The organism is Deinococcus aquatilis DSM 23025 (genome assembly GCF_000378445.1).
GTDB classification, from domain to species: Bacteria; Deinococcota; Deinococci; order Deinococcales; family Deinococcaceae; genus Deinococcus; species Deinococcus aquatilis.
Genome location: NZ_KB899698.1, coordinates 42,870 through 64,957, shown reverse-complemented (window position 1 = coordinate 64,957; position 22,088 = coordinate 42,870). Strand labels below are relative to the sequence as shown.

19 protein-coding genes are annotated in these 22,088 nt (G+C 61.4%); 18 read left to right on the top strand and 1 reads right to left on the bottom strand.

What is annotated here, in order from left to right; genetic code table 11:
- Positions 1-157 precede the first annotated feature (157 nt).
- From F561_RS0103540 to F561_RS0103530, 3 genes are all read left to right on the top strand, one after another.
- Complete coding sequence (locus tag F561_RS0103540) at positions 158-853, top strand: hypothetical protein (RefSeq protein WP_019008566.1); 696 nt, start codon at positions 158-160, stop codon at positions 851-853.
- A complete protein-coding gene (locus tag F561_RS0103535; RefSeq protein WP_019008565.1) occupies positions 850-1,251 on the top strand; it encodes a hypothetical protein in 402 nt (133 codons plus the stop codon). The genes F561_RS0103540 and F561_RS0103535 overlap by 4 nt, the downstream gene beginning before the upstream one ends.
- Positions 1,252-1,369: 118 nt before the next feature.
- Positions 1,370-2,122, top strand: coding sequence for a ParB/RepB/Spo0J family partition protein (locus tag F561_RS0103530; RefSeq protein ID WP_169389485.1), 753 nt, complete (start codon positions 1,370-1,372; stop codon positions 2,120-2,122).
- 10 nt (positions 2,123-2,132) lie between these two features.
- On the opposite strand, the gene F561_RS0103525 is transcribed toward F561_RS0103530, so the two are convergent.
- Positions 2,133-4,013, bottom strand: coding sequence for an AfsR/SARP family transcriptional regulator (locus F561_RS0103525; RefSeq protein WP_019008563.1), 1,881 nt, complete (start codon positions 4,011-4,013; stop codon positions 2,133-2,135).
- A gap of 767 nt (positions 4,014-4,780) precedes the next feature.
- Between F561_RS0103525 and F561_RS0103515 the strand changes: the two genes are divergently transcribed.
- The 15 genes from F561_RS0103515 (at position 4,781) to F561_RS0103430 (ending at position 22,085) form a co-directional block, all read left to right on the top strand.
- The gene (locus tag F561_RS0103515) at positions 4,781-5,083 is read left to right on the top strand and encodes a hypothetical protein (RefSeq protein ID WP_019008561.1); all 303 of its coding nucleotides are present in this window, start codon (positions 4,781-4,783) and stop codon (positions 5,081-5,083) included.
- A gap of 4 nt (positions 5,084-5,087) precedes the next feature.
- Positions 5,088-5,378 carry a hypothetical protein gene (locus F561_RS28595; protein WP_157451526.1) on the top strand — a complete coding sequence of 97 codons (291 nt, stop codon included), beginning with the start codon at positions 5,088-5,090 and terminating at the stop codon, positions 5,376-5,378.
- A gap of 108 nt (positions 5,379-5,486) precedes the next feature.
- Positions 5,487-6,932, top strand: coding sequence for an AAA family ATPase (locus F561_RS0103505; protein ID WP_169389484.1), 1,446 nt, complete (start codon positions 5,487-5,489; stop codon positions 6,930-6,932).
- Between the two features lie 36 nt (positions 6,933-6,968).
- Entirely contained in the window at positions 6,969-8,453 is a 1,485-nt protein-coding gene (locus F561_RS0103500; RefSeq protein WP_019008558.1) for a vWA domain-containing protein, read from the top strand.
- Positions 8,454-8,501: 48 nt separating this feature from the next.
- Positions 8,502-9,623 (top strand): hypothetical protein, encoded by a 1,122-nt coding sequence (locus tag F561_RS0103495; protein ID WP_019008557.1) that lies wholly within the window; start codon positions 8,502-8,504, stop codon positions 9,621-9,623.
- Between the two features lie 70 nt (positions 9,624-9,693).
- Positions 9,694-10,086: a hypothetical protein gene (locus tag F561_RS0103490; protein ID WP_157451525.1), complete on the top strand. Its 393-nt coding sequence runs from the start codon at positions 9,694-9,696 to the stop codon at positions 10,084-10,086.
- A 179-nt stretch (positions 10,087-10,265) separates the two neighbouring features.
- Entirely contained in the window at positions 10,266-11,282 is a 1,017-nt protein-coding gene (locus F561_RS27700; RefSeq protein ID WP_169389483.1) for a type II toxin-antitoxin system prevent-host-death family antitoxin, read from the top strand.
- Positions 11,283-11,392: 110 nt separating this feature from the next.
- Complete coding sequence (locus F561_RS0103475; protein ID WP_169389482.1) at positions 11,393-12,160, top strand: ParB/RepB/Spo0J family partition protein; 768 nt, start codon at positions 11,393-11,395, stop codon at positions 12,158-12,160.
- Positions 12,161-12,709: 549 nt separating this feature from the next.
- On the top strand, positions 12,710-17,818 hold the full coding sequence (locus tag F561_RS0103465; protein ID WP_019008551.1) for an N-6 DNA methylase: 5,109 nt from the start codon (positions 12,710-12,712) through the stop codon (positions 17,816-17,818).
- 180 nt (positions 17,819-17,998) lie between these two features.
- Positions 17,999-18,619, top strand: a complete 621-nt coding sequence (locus F561_RS28590) for a hypothetical protein (protein ID WP_157451524.1) — start codon at positions 17,999-18,001, stop codon at positions 18,617-18,619.
- Between the two features lie 50 nt (positions 18,620-18,669).
- A complete protein-coding gene (locus F561_RS0103450; RefSeq protein ID WP_083922282.1) occupies positions 18,670-19,872 on the top strand; it encodes a PRTRC system protein E in 1,203 nt (400 codons plus the stop codon).
- Positions 19,873-19,908: 36 nt separating this feature from the next.
- Positions 19,909-20,136 carry a PRTRC system protein C gene (locus F561_RS0103445; RefSeq protein ID WP_019008547.1) on the top strand — a complete coding sequence of 76 codons (228 nt, stop codon included), beginning with the start codon at positions 19,909-19,911 and terminating at the stop codon, positions 20,134-20,136.
- Positions 20,137-20,182: 46 nt separating this feature from the next.
- Positions 20,183-20,305: a hypothetical protein gene (locus F561_RS30280; protein WP_281166570.1), complete on the top strand. Its 123-nt coding sequence runs from the start codon at positions 20,183-20,185 to the stop codon at positions 20,303-20,305.
- Between the two features lie 44 nt (positions 20,306-20,349).
- Positions 20,350-21,318, top strand: coding sequence for a hypothetical protein (locus F561_RS0103435; protein WP_019008545.1), 969 nt, complete (start codon positions 20,350-20,352; stop codon positions 21,316-21,318).
- Entirely contained in the window at positions 21,315-22,085 is a 771-nt protein-coding gene (locus tag F561_RS0103430) for a PRTRC system protein B (protein WP_245556417.1), read from the top strand. The genes F561_RS0103435 and F561_RS0103430 overlap by 4 nt, the downstream gene beginning before the upstream one ends.
- Positions 22,086-22,088: the final 3 nt, after the last annotated feature.

The following is a 22,088-nucleotide window of genomic DNA, read 5'->3' as shown; positions in this document are numbered from 1 at the left end:
CGAACAGACGGGGCCGGCGCGTGGCCTTTCGGGGTCAGTGCGAGTCACCCGCTCTCGCTCAAACCTGCCCTGAAAAAATGACACCTATATATTAAGGTGTAGTTTCTCGAGAAATGCTGCACGCGTGGCCCGAGGTGAACTCGGGCCAGCAGCGCGTATGACAGCAGCAGATATTCGAGCGCACGGTGGCGCACGCCTGTGCGGCAGTGGACGCAAAGCCGGAGAACTCTACCTCGAAAGCGGCCAAGTGATCGGCGGCTCCGAGATCCAGCACTTCCTGGTGGACTTGCCGGAACGCGTTGACCCCGAGGTCTGGGGCATCAGCGCCATTGGCATTACTACCTTCCAGGACGAGCATGGGGTCACGCATGTCCTGGACTGGGTGGGCGAGAGCCATTACCCGGAAGTGGCGGACTTCATTGAGGAAGCCAGGCGGATGGGTGTCTCCCGCAAAGTCAGTCACAATGCACCCGTCCATAACCTGACCCGGGACAGTCGCTTGTACCTGATGCACCCCCGTGCGGCCGTCACGAATGCCGACGTGCTCACGCCCACAGACTTGCCGGATTTCGCTTGCCCCTGCGGCCAGGGTCATACCGCCGCGCAGGGCTGTCTCGGATTGGCCTGGCATGCCGTCGCCAACTTGGGCACAGATCAGCGTCAGCTCTCTGGGGGGCAGAGCTACCGAGTCCGGACACCGTTGCCTGGGACACCGGAGTTTGGGCTGGCGGTTTTCATGATTGTGCCGATTACGGCCTTGACCGTGATTGCCCATCCAGACCCCCAGGTGCAGGCGAGTCGGGAAGCGCGGGCGGGCCAGAGCCGGTTGCCAGTCTTCGTGGCGGAAGAATGATCCTCTCCTTACGTGACCGGCTCACCCAGGCGGCGTTCCTGATCCAACCCGCCTTTCCACTGACTGACGGTCTGCACCCACCGGTTGGGTTGGCGTTCTGGCAATTAGGGATTCCGTTATCTCCCGGAACCTTCTTGACCATCCGGCTGGCCAATGGCCTGACCCACCTCGTCGTGCCCTGTCCTCCAAGCCTGTTGGAGACTCATGTTCAAGGTTTCGGTCTCGCCTTGCCTGCTGGATTCAGTGTGACCGGGTTTCAGCAGCATCAGAGTCTGGTGTTCCTGCTGGAAGCTCAAGCCGTGTACGCGACCCTGCCCATCACCGGACTCTGGATTCCTGATGATCACCTCGAGCGCATGCGGTTGCTGCTCGAAGCGCAGACCACTGGCTGGCGATGAACTGTGGCCCCACCACGTGGGGCCATGTTCCCGTATGTCCCCCAAGCCTAGTCCTGCGAAAGTGATGCCCACCCTCTTGACTGTCGATCTGCCCAAACCCCGCCGAACCCTGATCCCCTTGACGGCCTTGCAGGAGAATGCGCATGGGGCCAGCAACCATCTGCTTGGCAGTCTGCGCTCTGTCGGCCAACTGCACCCGATCCTCGTGGAGCAGTGGGCGGGCGATCATCTGGTCATCCACGCGGGCAATCGTCGAGTGGCGGCCGCGCGCAAACTTGGCTGGACAGAGATTCAAGCGGACGTCTACTGCCGAACTGAAATGACCGAGACCGCTTGGGCGCTGGTCTTGGCTGGCGACCACAACCGCTCGGTTAACCCAGTTGATGAGGCCCGAGCCTTCGAACGTCTGGCCAAGCAGTTGAGCTTGGAGAGCCTACAGGCCAACACGGGTGTGCCCATCCAAACCATTCGGGCACGTCTGGCCCTGCTCAGTCTGCCCACAGATGTCCTGGAGTTGATCGGCAGCAAGGCGCTGTCACTGGGCGTGGCTGAGCGGGCCAGCCGTTTGAAAGGCGTGCATCTGAATACAGCCGTGAGTGTCATCCGGAGTAAGGCCGCCGCGGACGAGAGCTTCACGCAACTGGATCTGAAAGCGGTCACGCTCGCCCGGCGTCAAGCGTTCGGGCAGTCACTGGCACATCTCCAGGTGTCTGCTCCAGCGCTGCTCCCTGAAGCTGAATTGTTGGCGCTGGAGATCCGGGAACTTTGCGCTCGACGACACGTGCCGCTCTCCGACGTTCTCGTTGAGCTGCAAGGTCAGAGACATGCTGTTGACACGCCGCTCTCCCCTCAGCCGCAAGCGCTGCACTGATGGCGCAACCTCAATTCTTGAACTGACGCATGGCGAGTTCATACTTCGCGATCTCAAACGGGCTCGCGCAGCTTCTCGCCAGTTGTAAGCGCAGCTCTAGGATGTCACCCTCATCCGGTGAGATTTCGAGATACTTCGTCATCAGCAACACAGCACGGCGGTCATCACGAATGTGCTGGTAATGTTCGATCTGCGCTCTGAGTTCCGAGGTGATGGCCGCGTGGGTTTCAAGTCGAACGTCCTCAACCCACCGGAAGCCTTCGAACTCGGCGGTCGCCAGAAACGGGCCGCGATATAACCCGACCATGCGGGAGACATCTCGCTCCCGCGCCGCGTCCCAGAAGTGCGTGAGATCCACAGTGACTTGGACATCTGGGGCGAGGAAATACGTGGGGGAACGCGCGGAGCCTCGCAACTCGATCACCGAGCGTCCGAGCTGTTGGCGAAGATCTTGAAAGCTTTGCCGGATATACCCTGCGCCATTCTCCGGACTTTTGTCCGGGAACATCGCCAGCTGGATCTCGGCTCGGGTTCGGCCAGGATGCTGGTGCAAGTAGGCGAGGAGCGGAATACTGCCGGGGCGATTGAGTTCGAGGCGTTTGCCATCGACGGTGATGCTGGGCTGTCCAAACGTGTTGATCTGTAGGGTCGAGACATTCTGGGCCGCGCCAATGGGGCTATTGATCAAATGCGCGATCTGATCGTGCAGCGGCTCTAGGTACGGTGCAATCTCCGGCTCGAGGATGGCGTATTGCAGGAGTTGCTGCGTCTCCTCGAAATCGGGCGCATACGGGCTGAATTGCCGGAAGTGCAGCATCAGGGTCAGGCATTCCCGGAGCAGGGTGGCCACCCGCGCGCTGTCTCCGAGTTGGTGGGCTGCTGCAGCGGCATGCAGCAGAACCCGGATCAGTTCCGGAGTGCGTCCTGCCTCCCGGCACCGCGTGATCGCCTGCTCAAAGTCTTGCATCGCGGCGTGCGGGTCACCTCGGCGGCGGGCCAGCAATCCACTGGTCAACCACAATTCCAAGGGCCAATCTGGCTTCATTCTGGGGTACCCAAACAAGGTGGCCAATGCTGGCCCTGGTTGCCCGTGGGCACTTTGCCACTCCGCCAGACGCGTCGTGACCCAGAGAATGAGATTCTCTTCCCCGAGGTCGTGTGCCAGTCGGGCGAGCCGTTGCAGTAAGGCGTCGGAGGTATCCGTCCCAGTGAGCCGCTGAATATCGGCTTCGACGCTGAGCAAATGAACTTCCTGACGTGTGGACGGATGTTCAAGCAAGATGGCCTGACCTTGTTGCAGATACGCTCGAGCTTGCTTGAAGTTGCCTTGCAGGACTTGGAGTTCGGCCAGGAGTTTCAGGGCGCTGAGCTGCGGTGCGGTATCGGCGGAGCCTTTCAAGTCTCGCAGCACCTCTTGGAGCAGGGTCGCGCCACGCCTTGGGTTGCCTGCTTTGAGGTGCATCTCCGCCAGCGTCATGCTGACTCGGGCGAAGGCAGGGAGGTCAGACCCACCCAGATACCCCTCCCAGGCTTGCTTGACCATGGCCAGACCTTCTTGATGCTGGCCCTCACTAAACAGCGTGACCCCCCACCACCTTAAGGCCCGGGCACGCAATTCTCCGGTCAGGAATGGAAAGCAGGTTTTAAACTGTTGGAGGGCTTCTGTGTGCCGTCCAAGGATGCGCAGGAGGTTGCCGTATTCGACTTGGGCTTCTGAATCGCCTTGGAATGCAGCCCGCGCCAGGGGGCGTTCAGCCGCTTCGAATTGAAAGGTGTACAGCAGGGACAAGCCTAGGAAACGCTCTTCAACCGGGGTGGAGGTCCGGCCCTGAAGAAGCGTATTCACTACATCGAATTGTTCAGTGTCAAATAGATGTTGAATGTCGTGCACGACGGCCCTCCTCGGTTCCCTACGGCCCGTTTCTTAAGCTAGCAGGTATGACCTTGAAGCGAGTGCTCACATCCATCATCACGGCCGTCTTGTTGATTGTTACGGGCGCCCAAGCTGCTGGAGCCTCGGATTACGGGGTGCGGCGTGTCATCCCCGTTCAGAGTGACCTGATGGTTCAAGACGCGCGATGACTCGTCCTGTGTTGCCCCGTCCCGGTGCGCCTGTACGCCCGATTTCGCACCCACTGATCAAAGAGCCGGCTATTCAATTGGTGATCGTAAAAGGCAGTGCGCCAGACTTTGGAGTTCGCTGATTCTAGACGCATGATCCAACGAGGCCCTCGCAAGTGAGTGGGGGCCTCTGTCATGTTCTAGAGTGGAGCTCATGCCTGGAATACCACAGCACTCTTTCAAACTGCTCAATACGCTCGGCTTTACCAGCCTGGTCAGGCTAGCCCAGGCCGCGCCCCCGAAAGATTTTGGGCTTTGTCGTGTCGTCACCCCTGACGCACCAGTGATCATTCAAGGGGAACCCGAATGACCCGTGATGCACTGCCTCGGCCGCCTCAACGTCCCGTTGTGATGCCGTTGATCGTCAAAGTGACCTCGTTGCCGATCATGAAGTCCGTCCGTGACTTTGGTCTCCGTTAAGCGCTCACGCTACAAGTTCAAGTGCGCCACCGGTGGACAACAGGTGGATGGATGCCGGGTTGACAACCGGCGCAGAAGTAACGCTTGGCCCACTCTTGCAGTGGGCCAATGTCAGGCATGGCTCCTCGAACGTTTCCGGATGGGTTTGAGCGGTTGCCCAAACTGCACGCGACCTTGCTTCCCCTGGTCAAGCGCGTGTACCCGACTGCTGTTCGCCTCGTGCTGCATCCGCAACGGCAGCGGGATCGTTACGGCTTTCCTATTGAGTGGGTGACGCTGGCCGCTTTTGACCGGGCGGCTCGTCTTCTGGCCCCGTTGCGGGTGGAAGAAGCGTTTGATCTTCTTGAAGCGTTGCAGGGCAAACATGGGGCGGGCTTGCGCGTCATTGAGCTCGCGTCACCCCCAGCGGCTTCAAGCTGAAGGCATGTCAACGACTGCTTCCGCTCCGGCCCTTTCCCCGCTGCTTAATGTTCTTCGGCATTTCCCGCACGCGATCGTCCTGGTCGGCTCTGCTGGTGCCCTAGAGGTAAGGGCCGCTGCACTGCCGCATGCCCAACTCCATGTCGTGCCGGATGTGGAGACCCTCACCGAGCGTCTCACCCAACTCAACGACGACAACCTCCTGCACCACGTCCTGCTTGATCCCGAAGTCAGCGTTCTCTGGTCAACAGCTGCTGGCCTGCCCGCCCCTTGGCTGAGTTTCCGTACGGCCTGAGTCGTGGCCCCAGGGGTGGGGCCACCCACGGGTATGACCGTTTCCTCTTCCGCATTATTCAGCCACACCACCGTCCTCTTTCCTGGGCTGCCCGGGAAAGGCCGCGTCGTGATTCCTAAACACTTGCACAGCGCCTCCGGGCAACGTGACTCTGCCCGTCCTATCTCCTGGGCGTTCGTGGAGGCCGCCTGCCACAGTCTGCTGGGCCGCGTTGAGGTGTTCGTGCAGGACAACGCAGTGACCATTCAGCATGCCACGAGTGGTCAGGCGGGCGGCACCCGGTTGGGTCAGGTCAGCCAGCTGCACGGTCAAGTGACGTGGCGGAACGGTGATGGCGTCACGACGCCCGGCAAACTGCTGCTGATCGAGGCCGTCTACTTCGACCTGCACCCGGAATTGAAGACCCGTTGGGAAGGCCTGGTGCAGGCGGTCAAGAACACGGGCGTGAGTCTGCCCTGCACACCGCAACAACTCGCGGCGGCGAGTCACCAGGCAGCTGTGAAGGACGGCATGATGGCGCTGGTGGATACGCTCTATTACGTGTGGAGAGATGCGGGCCGCAACAGTGTGGACGGCGGAATCTCCATGCCCCCAGCGTTCCCACAGACCTTCGTGCTGCTGGGCAATTCCCCGGCTGGCCCGAGTCTGAGTCAGGATGAACGCCTGCTGATTCGCCGGGCACGTACGGGCCTGCGTGCACTCTTGATCGGCCCAACTGGGGTGGGCAAAACGGAACTCGCCAAACGCATCACCCTCGCGCTGCAGGCCCGCTTGATCAGCGTCAAGGGTCGCCCTGGACTTGAAGACCGCGATTTGATCGGCGGGATCGCACCGACGCCGAGTGGACCTGCCTGGGTAGATGGCCCTCTGGCTCGGGCGTTTCGGCAAGCGGCACACGGCCCTGTCGTGCTGCTGATCGACGAGCTGCTGCGTTTTGATCCGTACCACCTGAACGTGTTGATCGGGTTGATGGACGACTTGAACGAACAGGAAGTGCAGGCCTTGACCGGTCAACCGTGTGCGGTGGGGCGGTATTACGCGCTGGAGTTGCCAGGCACGGGCGAGATCCTCCTCGCGGCCCGGAATCAACTCACGATGCTGGCGACCACGAATGCGGGTTCCGGGTACGTGCAGGCCAGTGGGCTTGATCCGGCGTTGCTGCGGCGTTTCGAACGGGCGTCCTTCCTGTCCTATCCATCAGAGGCGGACATCATGCCGGTGTACGAACGGTCGGCCTGCTCTCCCCTCTCGGCGGGGTGGGCGTACGCGTTGGAGGTGGCCACTCGCGCGATGACGACCGCACATGGGCAGAGTTTGACGCAACCCGGCAACATCGGGGTCACGCTGAACCTGCTGACTGAGCAACAGGCGCTTATGGAGGAAGGCTTGAATGAAAGCGAGGCATTTCTAGCCGCCGTGCAGACGACGTTAGCACCGTTTTGTTGCCCGCTGACGTCCGAGGGCGTGTTAGATAGTGCGGCCGTGAAAAGCTTGACGGTGACGGCGGAACGGGTGCAGCGTCCGGCCCCCGGCAATGCCCGAATGGCGAGCTGAAGCAGGGGTGGCCCCCAGGAGGGGCCAACTTCCCGTATGACAATGCATTGGTGGCAGCAACCCCGCATCCAAGCGTGGGCATGGGAACTCTGGCGGTATTACTCCTGGCGGCCCGGTTACCAGTTGACCCTGACCACCGCCTTCCCGACCGCGTATGTGGACATGAAGAATCAACGGGTGGTGTGCAACCCGGAGTACCCCATGCCGCCCCAGCCGGAAGCGCAGGAAGTACGGGACTTGCCGCGAGACACTCGTGCCTTTCAACTGCGCTACCTCGAAAGCCTGATCGCGCATGAAGCCGGCCATACCCATTTCAGTGGGGCACTCCCGCCTGGGCTGCTCGGCCAGCTGGTGAACAGCATTGAGGACGAACGTATGGAACGCCTGATGGCCCGGGATTTCAAGGAACTCGGCGCGTTGTTTGGGTTCGCAGCAGACGTGGATGCGGCCCATGCCGTGCACGCGAGTGGGCAAGGGGGCGATGTGCTCTACGGCTGCCTGTTCCACCGCTTTACCTGCCGTCATCCGGCGTGGTCGTTTCAGCCAGATGGGCTGGACGCGGTGCATTGGCCGGAGGTGCGGGCGGTGTTGGAGGCCGCGTGGAACGCCCCGGTCTACGCGGACGTGATTGTGGCCGCCCAGTGGATCCTGAATAGGCTAGGCGTGCCGAAAGAAGCACCGAAACGGGGTGACCTGCAACGGTTTCTGGACGTCAGTCTGGATGGCCTGCCGGAGATTCCGGAGGCCGAACAGGAGAAGGGTTCCGGGGGCGACGGGGCCGGAGTCGGGAGTGAGAAACGCCCGCCTCTTCCCGTCCTGGATGCTCTCCCCTCCCCTGCGGCAGTCAAGCTCATGACGACCACGGCTGGGTACGCTCAGGAAATGGCGCCGTTGCTTCATCCCCCGGTGCAGCCCGGTCGAGTGCACGCCAGTCGGGATCGGGGACGGTTTCGCTATGACCGGTATCAACGTGGGGCTGAACGCGTCTTCGAGCAGCGGGTCGAACCGACGCGGCCTGGCCCGATGCACATCCGGGTGGCGGTGGATATCAGCGGCAGCATGGAGGGCGAACGCTTGGAGACCGCACGGTTCCTGACCTTCGCGCTTCGACAAGCCGCCCAGTTGGCCGGGGTGCCGATGCTCGCGTTTGGCTTCGATGACGAGACGCATGCGCTGATTGAGCCCGAAACGCTCTTTCAGACGGGTCTCAACCGCATCGCGGCCCTCACGGTCTGTGGGGGCACCACCTTAGCCCCGACTCTGAAAGCCCTCTGGCAACCGGGACTTGCCGGGCACAGTTTGACGTTCGTCATCACGGATGGGAGCCTAAGCTCGCAGGATTACCGTGCGTGTCAGGCGCTCCGGGCGGGGCATACCGGGTTGGTCGTCCCCATTCTGCTGGTAGACGCGCCCAGTATCTTGCAGGCGTACCAGGAGGCGTTCGGGCAGTGTGTCAGCGCGGCGGAACTGCCCTCGCTGTTGCCGAAGGTCTTGGCATTTTTACGGGCCCTGCGCGCCTGAAACTAGGAGTGGCCCACCCGGGTGAACCGGAGTGGGCCAGCACCGGGTATGTCTCTGACTCAATCGATCAACTCGTGTGACCTTCGGGCGCTGATTGCGGCGCACTGTGGAGCGGAAGCGGCTCGTGGTCTGGGCGCGAAAGGCGGCACGATTCTGGATCCCCGACCCGGCAAGGCAGAATGCGACCCCAGCTTCAGTGTGTGGCACAACGGCACGAGCTGGATGTGGAAGAAGCGCGGGCGCAATGAAGGCGGTGGCACAGCATTCTTCTTCCTGTTGAGTCTGGGTATGAATGGCACGCAAGCCCGGCAGGAACTGCTGCGGTTTACGGGCACGCCGAGTACGTTTGACGAGGGCCAGGGCAGCGCGGGCGAGTGTGCAGCGCCGGTGCGGGTCAGCGTCCTGGCCGAAGCTCGTAAGGCCCTGGCGAAACTCACCCCCATGAAAGTACGCGAGGTCGACGCGCTGCGGCGCACGGTCAAGAACTTGCGGGAAGGCGAGGCGCCTCAACAGGACCTGGCTCGGCGAGGACTGTGGCCGACAGGAGATCTACAGGCGGTGGCGCAGGACGGACAGTTAGTCTTCATCGTGCGGGGGCCGGATGGACGGACGTGGAATGCCAAGCGCCGGAGTGTGGGTGAGGCGGAGGGGCCGAAGTACCGCTTACTGGTGAGCGGGATTGGCGCACCGGCGTGGTGCAATCCAGGGTTTGGACGGGCGTCCCGGGTGCTGCTGGTGGAAGGGGAGTTGAATGCGGCGGCCGCTTGGCGGGCCGTGACGGCGTTGGGTTTGGATTTCGACGTGCAGGGTGTCGCTGGTGCAGATGCTTGGCCGTTCCTGGAGGGCCTCGATCGGGAGGTCTGGATCTACGCGGATAGGGATGCGAGTGGGGAACGGATGCGGGCCCGGCTGCAGGACCTGGCGTTCGAAGTGGGGGCGCCTCGGGTGCGGCAGGTGCCGGCGTTAGAAGCGGGCGTGGATTTCTGTGATGTGCTGGGCGAGTCTGGAGTGCGTGCCCTAAGTGCGGTGCTGCATGCCGAACACGCGGTGCCAGAGCAGGCTATAGAAACGCTGTCGTGGCCGTTGCCCTTGTCTGCGGTGGCGCGTCAGCGGCCGGAGGCGCTGCTGGGGTTCAAGCAGCAGATCGGTGAATGGCCGTTAATGCGGTGAGGGGGGCTTGACTTTGAGAGGCGGTGATGCTCCAAAGAGAGAGGGGGTACGAGACATGCAGATTATCCACATGAGTTACCACGGGCCGGTGCTGGCCGTATTGAGTGCGGCACTCGCAGAGGTGGCGCAGGAGCGCTTGCGGGCGATCTATCCCATGGAGCGGGTGTGGGCCGAGGTGGCTCAGGGGCCGGAACTCAAAGGGCTAGAAGTCGCGGTGGTGCTGGAGGATCTGGAGATCGTGCAGGCGCACCGGATGGACTGGACGGAAGTGGACGGGCAGTACCGGCAGAAATCAGTGCGGGAGACGCTCCGGATCTTGATGGGGCGGTATGTGGTGGGGAATGCGCGAGGTCGGCGAACAGAAGCAGAGTCGTGGGAGGCCGCGCGTGATCTGGTGCTGGCGAGTCGTTCGTCTGGAATCTACCTGACCGGGCAATCCGTCGAGGAAATGATGCGCCTTTGATGATCGACCACCAGTGAGCCTTAACATTATGCGTATGCCTCTCTTGAAGAGGCATTTTTTGACTGAACTGAGCCCTGAGAGGCGAAGTCGAGGTGAGTCACTGAGCGTCCTCTATCGGGTCACCAGTACGGTTTGTAACTTTCTTGCAATGTTTGTACAAAATGTGTTACGGTCACGATATGGCTCGTGAACACCTCACCGTCAGCGCAGGTGACCTTCGCAAGTCACTCTCGGATGTGCTGAATCGAGCAGCACAAGCAGGCGAGACCACCTTGATTACTCGTCATGGTGCATCCATTGCCGCCCTCGTGCCCATTACGGTGTATGAGGCGTTATGCCGTCCCAAGGAGACCCCTATGTCGATGCAACCTGCCACTCGCTTATGTATGGCGAATATTGCTGGAGGAGCGGGCAAAACGTTTCTCACCCTTTCCATTGGTGCTGCCCTTGCCCGTCAAGGCTATCGTGTCGCTGTTCTGGACATGGATGCTCAAGCTTCTGCCACGAAATGGGTCGGATTACATGATGACCGCTCCAGCCCAGGTCTCGATCCTGAGCGTACAGCCGGGGTCGTTTTCCGAGTTGATGAACCGAGCGATGCAATTTTGCCAGACCCTATTCGCGTCCAAGATTTTGATCTGTGGCCGGCGAATGATGGCATCATCCGTGACGTCGCTCCGAACATTACGGCTGACTCTTTTCGAATGGGAAATCTTCGAGAGGCCCTCCGAAAACGTGAGATGGACTATGACTTTATTCTGATTGATACACAGCCTGGACGAAGCGCTGACCTACCAGCAGCTGTCGTAGCGGCAGATCATGTCCTTGTTCCTGTGTGTGATGTCAAAGGACTTGAGAATCTCCAAAAACTTGTGACGCTGATTAAAGGTGGACGTGCCTATGCGCCGAATTTGCAGCTACGCATGTTCATTCCCAATAAATATCAAGCCCACCGCAGGATGTCGCGTCGTGAGCTCGAACTCCTTCAAGGCTATGAAAGTGTTGCTGTCATCGCTCCTCCTGTACGTTTAGGCGATCTAGCGCGCAGTATTCAAGAAGATCACCGTTCGATTTTTGATATTGATCCAAAAGCTGGGATTACCCAGGACATCGTTGAACTCGCTCACTTCATTGTCAAGACTTTCCGTCCGCTTCAGCAACCTGTCGGAGCTGCCTCTCAAGAGGTTGCTGGATGAGTTCGAGTCTTCCGTCTCTCTCCGACATCATGGGTGTCGAGGGCCATCCCTCTCTTCTGCCACTGCCTCAGATTCAAGTGGTCTCTGAGCGGAATCCCAGGCGAATTGGAATGTTGCCGGAAGACAATCCTTTCGAAGAGTCTGTCCTCTCTGAATTAATCGACAGTGTGCGTGAGCATGGGATCTTACAACCTCTTCTGGTCAGGAAGATCGACTCCAAGTACCAACTGATCGCTGGTGAGCGGCGATACAATGCCGCACGCTTTGTTGGCCTGAAAGAAGTGCCTGTTCTGATCCGTGAGATGACGGATGCTGAGGCACAAATCTTTGCCATTGTTGAGAATGCTCAGCGCAAAAATCTTAACCTTGTACAAGATGCCTTGATCGGGCGTCAAATTATTGCACTCCATTTAGACATCCAGCCGGAACAAGTTGGGGCCTATCTCACGGCGATTCATACCGGACGTCGTCCGGATGATCGGAATGTGTCAGCATTTATTGCTCGGGTGTTTGGGAATACCTTGTCGACCTGGTTGAACTCTCGCCTGCCTCTTCTCAAATTGACTGAGTCCGAACAGCAGGCTCTCCTGAATGGCGTCCCCTTCGTCTTACTTAAGCCTCTACTCAAGTTGGATCCAGATCATCCAGAGCGGTCCCAATTGTTGAAGCGGATTGAAGCAGGTGAGCTGACGACTCAAGAGCTCAAAGCTGAAATAGAACGCCTTGTTGGGCGAAATCGATCTGTAAGTCCGATGCAGCAGCTTGGTCTTGAAACGAAAATGCTCCTCCCGAAGTTGTCTTCGCTCCAAGGTTCAGACCTCAAGCGTGCAGAGCGATTGCTCAAAGAACTCAACCAGCTTCTCGGGAAATTGTCGTAATTTCAGCACTCCATAAGTTCTGCCGTCACAGGCCCTTGGGTCCCAATCTGGTTGAGCATATTTTTTGAATTCTGGGGGTGATCTAAAATTTAGATCACCCCTTTTGCTGTCCTCATACATGTGTTGGAACTCCCATGCCAAGCGTTGATCTAAATTTTAGATCACGAGATCTTGGATCAACGAACGAGCGTTGTGGACAGTGAAAACTGACATCTAGGCTATACGTGCATTGACCACGCTGAGTTGTCCTACTCCTCACCTCATTGGCAACTTTCCAGTCTTGTTGCGCTGAACAGAACCCAAGAAGTTTCAGACCAATATGGTTGAGCTGAGTCCGTTCCAAAGCGCAGTTCTAGACGAGAAAACCTCTTGGGTCGACACGAGCACCGTTCTGAGAACTCTAATGCTCATTCTGTTGGCCTCACCTCTGTGGAAATTGAAGATGGGCCTGTCTTTTCCCAAATACGGGTATTGCTGAACAACCAGAACTGAACTTTCTTCCATGCTTGCAGACTTGGCCTGCGACCCGGTCGCAGGCCAGGACTAGGTATGACGTCCTTACCGCCTGTCCAGCGCCCCCTCACCACTGACCTGTTCGGCACGTACCGCCCCACGGTGAAGGGCAAACAGATCAAACCCGCCGTCCTGCCGACACCCGTCCAGCCGACAGATCAGGCCCTCGCTGCCTTTGCCCTGCGCGCGGCCCCGCAGCCTTCTCCCGCGCCCAGCTGCCACCCGTACGGCGTCGATGCCCTGCCCAAAGTCACCGACGCGGCCCGCGTCCACGCGAACGACGTTGCTCGGCAGACTGCGGCAAGTGGGGGCGAACTCACCGAGTCGGGCCGTGCTGCCCTGCGGGCCTGGAGCGGTGAAGGTGGCCTCGGCGGCAGCATCAACGCCTTCTACACCCCGACCGCCCTCACGGAAGTCGTCTGGGAAGTCGCCAGCGCGCTCGGCCCGATCACGCAAACGCTCGAATTCTCCTGTGGTGGCGGCATCTTCCTTTCCCGCGCGCCCAAAGACACCCTGCTAACTGCCGTCGAACTGGATGACATCTCCGCGCAAGTGGCCGCCGCCTTGCACCCCTGGGTCGCCACCCACGCGCTGAGCTTCGAAGCCTTTCACCAACGCCATGAAGGCCTGTTCGATCTCGTGATCGGCAATCCCCCCTTCGGTGTCCGGGGCGCGACTGCTCGCGTTAACCGACCCCGCATCACCCAAGCGCACTGGTACTTCATTCTCGCAGGTCTTGAACGCCTCCATCCCGGCGGCCTGATGGCGGTCATTGTGCCGGAAAGCATGCTCCGCAACCCGAGTGAACAGGGCTTGCGTGAACAGGTGCTCGACAGCGCGCATCTCCTCACGGCTAGCCCCATTCCCGAAGACGCCTTCAAAGCCACTGGAGCGGGTGTCACCACCGTGCTCCTCGTCCTGCGCCGTCACGATGCAGGCGTGCGGGAAGCGTTGGGCGCATTGGCCTTGGAAGAGCAGACTGTCATTCGGGACGCCCGTCTTAAGCAAGACCCAGCCCTGCGTGCCTTCATTGAGGGTCAGGTGTGTTTTCGATCCCTCCCGGATGGAAGTTGGGAACTGGCCACCACCTTTGTGCCCCTCGGTCTGTCCAGCTGTCAGAAGGCGGTCGTGCGGACGGGACGTTTTGGGGAACCCAGCTACGCAGGACCCGTGCAATTCAGCCGCGTCGAAGACCTGATTAAAAACGCCAAAGCACGCCGCTTAGATCTGTTGACCCGCTCTGCGGTGGAAGCGGCTGTGCGTACGCTGCTTGGGGTCGAAGCAGAGCACCGCGTTCGTGCCGCCCCCATCCAAGCCCACCCGTTTGTGGAAGGCCAACTCTCTGCGTGTGGCACGTACCGTTTCCAGCGTGGACAATGGGGCTACCACAGCGCTCTGAACCACCCGGCCACGTTGAGTGCCCTGCAGGTTGCGCAGAGCTTGACGGCGGCCCGGAGTGCCGTTCAGCGTCGCCGCTCGAATGCCGCGTCGGCCCGTGAGCGGACTCGGGCCCTGCACCAAGCGCACCTGGAGACGTATGGACCATATGACCTGACAACTCTAGGCCGGGCGACGGCCGCTGCACCCGTCCTGGGCGTGCTCCTGTCTGCCAAGGGAGAGGTTCTGGCCGCGCTCGCCGATCTGCCCGACCCCACGCCGGCGATGACCCCGGGCACCCTGACCGAGGTGGCCCAGCAGCTCGAAGCGTACGGTCTCTTGGATGAGGTGCACCTCAGTCAGCACGCGGGGGTCAGTCCGACCGTCGCCGCGGCCCACTTGCGGGCGGAGTACGCCTTCACGGGTCACACCTGGGAAGCGAATACCACGTACTACCGAGGCCGCGCCCACCAGAAAGCCCGCCGCGCCGAAGAACTCGCTGACACGGTCACGGGCCTGCGTCGGGAGGCCCTATTCGCGCAAGCGACTCGGCTCCGTGAGACCGCGCCTTGGGTGGATCTGGCCGACATGACGCTCGAGCCCCGGGACGCCCTGATTCCCGAAGCCGTGCTCACCGAATGGGTCAATGCCTACCTCGGGACCTTCGTCGCGGTGAAGCGCAACACTTGGGATACGGCTGGAGAGCCGACCCATCTGATCTATGCCAGTCGGGACGAGCACGGCCTCTTCCTGCGCATGCGTAACGCCCTGAACGATGACTTGAGCCGCGCGGAACGTCAGGCTATCTCCCCTGCCCGCGTCCGCTTGCTGGAGGCGTACCTGAACTGCCGCACGCCTGTCGACGCGGTGATCAACCAAGACTTGAAGACGACCGAACAGATCGCGGCGGAGCGCAACGCCCATCAGGGCAAGGCCATCCGGATGGAACACGCCTTGGCAGCGCACTTTCGTTCTTGGTTGCTGGACAGCGAGCATGCAGGCGCGGTGGAAACGCGGCTGAACGAGGAACGCTATGGCCTCCTAATTCCCGCACCGGATATGCGTACCCTCACGCTGCCGGAGTATCAGGGCCCGCTCGCCCACCCCTTTCAGGCCGGACATGTGCGCACGGCGGCCCGTTTGCAGGGTGCGATTCTGGATTTTGCCGTCGGATTGGGCAAGACGTTGACTGGCTTGATGCTCGCGGCGATGCTGCGCCAGTCCGGGCGAGCTCGTTTACCCGCGATTGTGGTACCGCTCAGCCGCTTGGGGGACTGGGTCATGAACGCCGCCAGTGCGCTCCCTGACCTACGCATCCGTGTGATCGGGGGCGAACCCGTACGCGGCCCGGATGGACAGATCCTTCTCGATTCAGACGGGGAACCGCAGTTGCGTGAGGACTCCGGTGACCAGCGCCGCCGCAAGATCGCGTCCCTCCTCACCGACGCGCCTGATCTGGTGGTGATGTCGTTCGAGGCTTTCGAGATGATGCCCATGCTGGAAGAGACCCGAATGCGCTTCGTGCAGAGCGACAGCACCCTGATGGCTGGAGTGGGCCGGAGTGCGACCTTCGACGAGCGCCACCGGAAGATGGGCGGGCACCGCCAGCTCGCGCAAGTGGAACGCTTCACGGGACGGCATCTGGCCCGCGTGCGGGTGGCCACCGAGACCGACATCCCCTTTGAGGCCACCGGCATCGATGCGATCCTGATTGACGAAGTGCAAGCAATGAAATCAACGTACGCTGCCCCCGCGGTCTACGGGGAAAGTGCCCCTAAATTTCTGGGTGGTGGGAACGAAAGTAATCGGGCGCTGGACACCAATCACAAGTGCCGCTTCGTGCGCGCGAATGGAGGCTGCACGATTGGCCTGAGTGCGACTTGGTTCACCAACTCCCCCCTCGAGATCTTCAATATGTTGAGCTTAGTGACGGATGCTTTGCCGGAGTACGGCATTCATAACGTCTCGGCGTTCACCGCGCGATTCTGTGTGATTGAGCCGCGGCTGATTACCGAGCCGGATGGCAGTGTGGCGTACCGCTCGTGTGTGGTGGGCTTTCGGAATCTGGACGAGTTACGGGCGATCATCGGACAGCATGTGATTCGGGAGACGGAGTTTACCTGTCAGATGCATGACCGCGTCGGGATGCCGCTTCCGCCTCTGACCACCGTTGAGCACCTGTTCGACCTAGCCCTGGTCGTGCAGGAACGCTATGACGCCGAGCAGGCTTTGGTGGAAGCAGCAGACAGTGAGGGAGAAAACCACTTGTTTGCAATCTTCGCGCGTCTGAGTAAGCTCACGCTGCATCCCCCGTTGTTGGACGTGGACGCACCGAATGCCCGCTTCGCGGCGTGCGTGCAGGCGTGTGTCGCGGCTCGGCAGACGGGTGGTCGGAATGTTGTGTTTATGTATACAGGTGGCGAGGACGGCCTCACTTACCGGGCGCTCAAGGAGATGCTGATCGCTGCGGGATACCCAGCCCAGGAAATTGAGATCATCACCGCGAGCACGCATCCGAGTAGTGGCGAGCGGCTGAATGTCGAACGGCGCTTCCGTCGAGGCGAGCTGACCTGCGTGCTGGGCAGCAGCGTCATTGAGCAAGGCGGGAACTATCAGGGCGGCACAGACATCCACCATCTGGATTACCCGCATCACCACATGGCGTTCGTGCAGCGGGTCGGGCGGTGCCGGCGTCAGGGCACGCGGGTAGGGGAGATCCGCAACCACTTGTACTTCGCGCGTGGGAGTTTTGACGTGTTGCGCTACCAGAACATGCTCGGCAAGAAGGGCTGGGCCGATCAGGTCTTCGATGCATCCATCACGACCTGTGAGAACGCGGCGGTGGGCTTTGACGGCGAGGAGATCGCGGTGATGCTGAGCCGGAATCCGGTGGCGACGCGTGCGGCGATTCGGGCGAAGAAGGAAGCGCGTGCGCAGGAAAGGCGTCAGGCGAGCTTGCGGGCCGACCTGACGGTGGTGCAGGAGTACTTGGACATGCTGGCCTTGTTGGCTCGTCGGGATGCGGTGGCGCGGAGCCGGGAGAAGGGGCCGAGCATGCAGGATGTCGCGGGCATCAACCGCCTGGTGACCGGCTTGCGGGCGCGACATGCCCAGGTGAAGACGCTCCGGGCGGCGGGCCATCCGTTGGCGGCGTTGACCCGGCTGAACGCACCCGTGGTCTGGATGGAAGGCTTGCCGCTGCATGTCGGCATGACCTTCACCGTGTCAGGAACGGCGTATGAAGTGACAGGCCTGTCCGGTGTGGAAGCGGGCGTGCCAGTGAAGGCCGTCGCCAGTGGGAAGGCCGAGGTATTGGACACAGCTCGCTTGGTGCAGGCCGCGGACGTCTTGCCCACGGCAGATCTGGCGCAGTATGGTCGGGAGCGTTTCTCCCTGTTGTCGCCCGCACTTCAGGAGCGCCTGGAACGGGTGGACGTGCAGGCGGCAGTACCAGCAAATCTGATCTTGACCCCTGCTCCTGTGGAATCAGGCTTACCCGCGCTGCGCTTGCGGTACGGCTTGAGTGTCACGGCCAGTGCGCCGAGTCGGCCTGGGGTGGAGGTGTACAGCCTGGTGGAAGGCCGCTTACGGTTGGGCGAGGTCGTGGGGACACCGCAGTTCTTGGTGGAATGGCGGGGCGTGCGGGACGTGCGGCAGGTGACCGTGGTGTTACCGGATGAGGGCAAGCGGGAGCAGACTCGCCGGTTGCTACGGGCGCAGGATCCGAAGTTGCGGGCCCGAGTGGATACCCTCTTGCAAGCCATTTAGGTCGGGGGGGGTGGGCCGCCTTATTGGGGGGGTGGCCCGACCCTCACAGCTTGGATACGCCTCGCTGCTTAGGGTAGAGGTCGCTCGCTTCACGCCAGCTTCCTTCTTATGATGACTCTCCCCTTACCTGTCCTTGAACACGACCCGTGGGCCTCCACTGCTGGAGGCCCCACCGCGGTCATGCCCCCCGTCCCCCCGATTGATCGCCCGTCGGTGCCCAGTCTGTTCCCTTCACAATTGGTTCTCGAACAGACCGTGCTTCAGGACCTGCTTCGGCATTTCCGCCAGCAAGGGCTGCCGTATAAAGCGAGTGGCGTCAGTCGACTGACGTTCGCCATCGTGCGGGCGGCCTTGCGTCTCGGCCACCGATTGATTGAGGGGCGGCTCCTGTGCATGCTGCCAGACCACCTCGGCCGCCTGCCCGCATTAGGGTTCTTAGCCCTGACCGAGAATGGGTTGAATGCCCGACCAGGGGCAGCCTTATTCAGCATGCCGCTCTGCCGCTTGGTGTTGGACGAGGTGTTTACCGACGACCAGGGGACAGCCGTGCGCCCGATTTATCAGTCGGTGGTGACCAGTGAGCAGCGGATCGAGATTGAGGAATTGGCGGAAGTGGTCGTGCAAAGTCCAGATCTGGCCTACCGTCTGGATCTGTTGGCGAGTCTGGCCGAACAGGGCACCCCGATGTGGAGTGAGGCAGCAGAACGGGCCCTCCGGGCGGGGGTGGATGCCCGGCATCCAGAGGCGCACCGGAGTGTACGCACCAGTCGCTTGAGCGTTCGTCCGGAGGATTTTTCTTAGCGCTGGGGAACAGATCAGTCTTGGCCCCCAGATGGGGGCCAAGGTGCGGTATGACCACTTATACGGACGCTGCCCCCCCTCTCTCCGCTCTGAATGCCCCTGTGCTGCCTGAGGACAAGGCGCGCGCGGCCCAACTCTGGGAGGCCGTCAAGGGCACGGCCTTGGAAGCCCCTTACCGGCAGGTGAGCACGGTGCATGCCGAGAAAGCCCTGAACCGGGAGAACTATCTGAGCTTTCTGGAGGCGCTCGAGGAGTTGTTCGTCGCCACGCCCGTCCAGAACGCCGCGCCAGTCGCCGCGTTTGATCCAGCGCGCCGGAGTCTCGCTGTGGAGGTCACCGCTGCACCGGTGGCCGAGGAGACTGAAGCAGATCCAGAGATGGAGCCAAATGAGGAAGGCCCTGTCGCTGTTGAACTGGACGAGGACCTGCCAGTCGCAGTGGAATCGGACGAGCCCACTTTGCCCTCAGGAGAAGGGGCTGGCTCAGCCTTGTTCATCCCGCAGAGCAGCGGTCTGCTCGCGCAACTGGCGGGCTTACTCGCCGACGGCGGCCAACTGACCCTGCAACTCCTGCGCGTGGGCGATCAACTCACGCTCGGCATCTTCCCACAACCTCATCCCGGTGAAACCCAGGCACAACCCCTGATGGTGACCGAGACGCCGGCGTGGCTCGATCTGCATCTGGTGCAGGCCATGCAGGGCTATGCGGAGGCCCGACGGGATGCGTTCCAGATCTGCCAGAGGGCCGCTCAGAAACAGCAGCAACTCAATCACAAGGCGACGGAGAAGCCGAAAACGCCTGCAAGCCCCGCGAAGGGCAAGCGTTTCCAGGTGGTGTTACACGCGGCCCCAGGCACGACCCTACAAGGCGATGTGGGCGGGACGGCGTGTGACTTAACTCTCGGCGAGAACGAGGTACCGCAAGGCAATCTGATGATCACGGCCACCCACCCGCTCTTCGGCGAAGTCAAAAAGACGCTGAGTATGTATGCGAATAAGACGCACAACTTTGAGGAACAACAAGGCGGGTGGGTGCGCGTGACGGTGACGCCCGTAGACGCGGCGCTCACGGCCACGAAAGGGGAAACCAGTGTGACATTCCACGGGGAGGTCCTGTTGCCTGCAGGCCGCTGGACGATCAGTGCGGAAGCCGCCGAGCACGAGACGACCAGCCAGCTCGTGACCGTGCGGGCAGGCAAAGAGGAGCCCGTGACCCTCACGCTCACGCCCATCACGATCAATTCGCTGTTCTGAACAGGCTTGGCCCCCGCTGGGGGGCCAACAGCTCGTATGAGTGATTCTCTTTCCACCCCAGTCCAGCCCCTGCAGCGCCGCTTCAAGTTCGACGGTCAGACGCTGGAAGACCCGAACCCGAAGCTGACTCCAGAGCAAGTCAAGGAGTTCTACGCGCCCCGGCATCCCGAACTCACGACGGCGGGTATCGGCAGTCCGGTGACCGATCTCGCGAAGGGCACGGTGACCGTGGAATTTATCAAGAGCTATGGCCGCAAAGGGTAAGGCGGTTCCCGCATGCCTGCCCAGTCCGCGGCTGCCCTCCGGGGTGGTGATCTTGCCCGGGGCCCACGACGTGGCCGCCAGTCGCTCCCTCGTGGCCCTGCGCGAGAGTCTGCGGACGTCCGGGAGTCTGCCGGTGCAGACCAGCGAGGCGGTCCCGATGCTGCCGTAAGTTGGGCCGACCGCGCTGTTCCGAAGCTCTCAGGCGTGGGCCCTGTGTTGTATCAAGCGGATTTGGATGGTTTGGCCGCGCAGTGGGTCGCGTTGCAGGCGAATGATCCGACGCCCCTGGTCCTGCCCTTGTTTGGTACTGTCCTGCCTGATCTTGGGCAGGAGGGTAGTTTGGGGGAACGACTGACTCGGGCCTTGAACGCGGCCGCGCCGTTGACTGAAGTGACGGTGCACGTCCAGAACCGGGACGGCCACTTGGTCTTTCAAGCGGCGGCCCATCAGGATGGGGTGGTGTCTCTTGGGCGCTTGCACACCGCACTGTGGGCAGTAGAGCCTCGGTTACTGCCGGGCATCCTCGCCGTCCTGGAAGACTCTTCGAGCCCGGTGATGCCGGTGCTTGGGCCGCGGGCGGCGGCGGAGATCGCGGAGTATTGGCACAACACCGATCACCTCTTGGAACTGGGGCTGCCCGAACATCTGGGCCGGGACGAGCCGTTCGAACTCAGCGAGCGGCAGGCCATCCGCTTGGCGCGCCGATTTGGCTTACCTCACGCGCGCCAGGTGCAGGATGCGACGCCGTGGCAGTATTTCCGCAGGTTACTGACCTTGCCAGAAGTGCTTGCCCAGCTGGAGGCCCTGCCGGAGAGGTGGGAGAAGCTCAAGGCCCTGGGCCCCTTGCTCGCTCAACTGGCCGAGGCCACTGATGCCTTACCGGAACTCTCCATCCAGGAGGCCAGCGAAGTGGGTGGCTTGCTCATTCCGCATACCTTCCTGACGGTCTGCGAGGCGCCGTATGGCATTGCGGAAGAAACAGTGGATGAATTTGTGCGTAACCATTGGGAAAGCGGAGACGAGGATCCGCAGTACGTCTTGCACGTGGACAACACGGCCGAGTCGCACGCACGTCTGGCGGCGTATCTCCAGCACGCTCCAGTGATCGAACGATTGTGCGAAGCCATCGTCGACCTCTTGACGGCCCTGGATGAAGACTGTCCAACGGGACCGACGAAGTGACCAGAACTCACGCGTGGCCCAACTCCGGGCCACCGACACCTATGCCGTTTGATGTCACGCTTGATCTACCGCCCAGCGAAGCCGCCGTTCCCCAACCGTTGCGGCCCGAACTGGCCTTGCTGCTGTACAGCCGCCAGAACGCCCATCTCCTGCTCAAACATCCCGTCCATGCGGGCCCAGACGGGAGCTGTTCCTTGGGCGCCGGACAGGCCCTGAGTCCGGCGGATCATGGCTACCTGATGCAGTTTCTCAGCGGTTTGGACCTGCAACTCACGCAGGCCACGACCTTGGCCGTGGGAGTGAACAGTTTGATCTGGTGGGTGCCCCCAGCTGAGCGTCCCGTGTGGTTTGATGCGAAGTATCAGGCGACGGCGAGTATTGCCCGGCTCTCCGGGCAGCCGGTTCCCTGGCCGGGGCTGGTGATGCGCGCTTCTGCGGGGCGGTTGCAAGTGTTTGCGGTGCGGGGAGAAGAACGTCCTACGGCGCAGACGCCACTGATGCATGCCCCCTTCTGGAATCTGTTCGCGCAAGGCGTGGTCTGTCGGGGCAGTGTGCAGTACCCAGCCGCGTGCACGCCCAGCTTGCAAGAGGCTTGGGAAGCCGTGTTCTTCCAATCCGTCTTTACTGGGCCGAGCCGGACAGATCGGTACATGAATTGGGGTGCCGGCTATGAAGCGTTGCTTGACCAGGCGCGGCAGCTTGGACACTTTCCGGAAGAGGTGCTGGTCGATGCTGGACTGACCTTACAAGCACTCAGTCGGACGTAACAG

What these genes read in the sequence shown, in the direction of transcription:
- F561_RS0103540 (WP_019008566.1), top strand. Translation starts at nt 158, where the DNA reads ATGACAGCAGCAGATATTCGAGCGCACGGTGGCGCACGCCTGTGCGGC.
- F561_RS0103535 (WP_019008565.1), top strand. Translation starts at nt 850, where the DNA reads ATGATCCTCTCCTTACGTGACCGGCTCACCCAGGCGGCGTTCCTGATC.
- F561_RS0103515 (WP_019008561.1), top strand. Translation starts at nt 4,781, where the DNA reads ATGGCTCCTCGAACGTTTCCGGATGGGTTTGAGCGGTTGCCCAAACTG.
- F561_RS28595 (WP_157451526.1), top strand. Translation starts at nt 5,088, where the DNA reads ATGTCAACGACTGCTTCCGCTCCGGCCCTTTCCCCGCTGCTTAATGTT.
- F561_RS0103500 (WP_019008558.1), top strand. Translation starts at nt 6,969, where the DNA reads ATGACAATGCATTGGTGGCAGCAACCCCGCATCCAAGCGTGGGCATGG.
- F561_RS0103495 (WP_019008557.1), top strand. Translation starts at nt 8,502, where the DNA reads ATGTCTCTGACTCAATCGATCAACTCGTGTGACCTTCGGGCGCTGATT.
- F561_RS0103490 (WP_157451525.1), top strand. Translation starts at nt 9,694, where the DNA reads ATGAGTTACCACGGGCCGGTGCTGGCCGTATTGAGTGCGGCACTCGCA.
- F561_RS27700 (WP_169389483.1), top strand. Translation starts at nt 10,266, where the DNA reads ATGGCTCGTGAACACCTCACCGTCAGCGCAGGTGACCTTCGCAAGTCA.
- F561_RS0103475 (WP_169389482.1), top strand. Translation starts at nt 11,393, where the DNA reads ATGTTGCCGGAAGACAATCCTTTCGAAGAGTCTGTCCTCTCTGAATTA.
- F561_RS0103465 (WP_019008551.1), top strand. Translation starts at nt 12,710, where the DNA reads ATGACGTCCTTACCGCCTGTCCAGCGCCCCCTCACCACTGACCTGTTC.
- F561_RS28590 (WP_157451524.1), top strand. Translation starts at nt 17,999, where the DNA reads ATGCCCCCCGTCCCCCCGATTGATCGCCCGTCGGTGCCCAGTCTGTTC.
- F561_RS0103450 (WP_083922282.1), top strand. Translation starts at nt 18,670, where the DNA reads ATGACCACTTATACGGACGCTGCCCCCCCTCTCTCCGCTCTGAATGCC.
- F561_RS0103445 (WP_019008547.1), top strand. Translation starts at nt 19,909, where the DNA reads ATGAGTGATTCTCTTTCCACCCCAGTCCAGCCCCTGCAGCGCCGCTTC.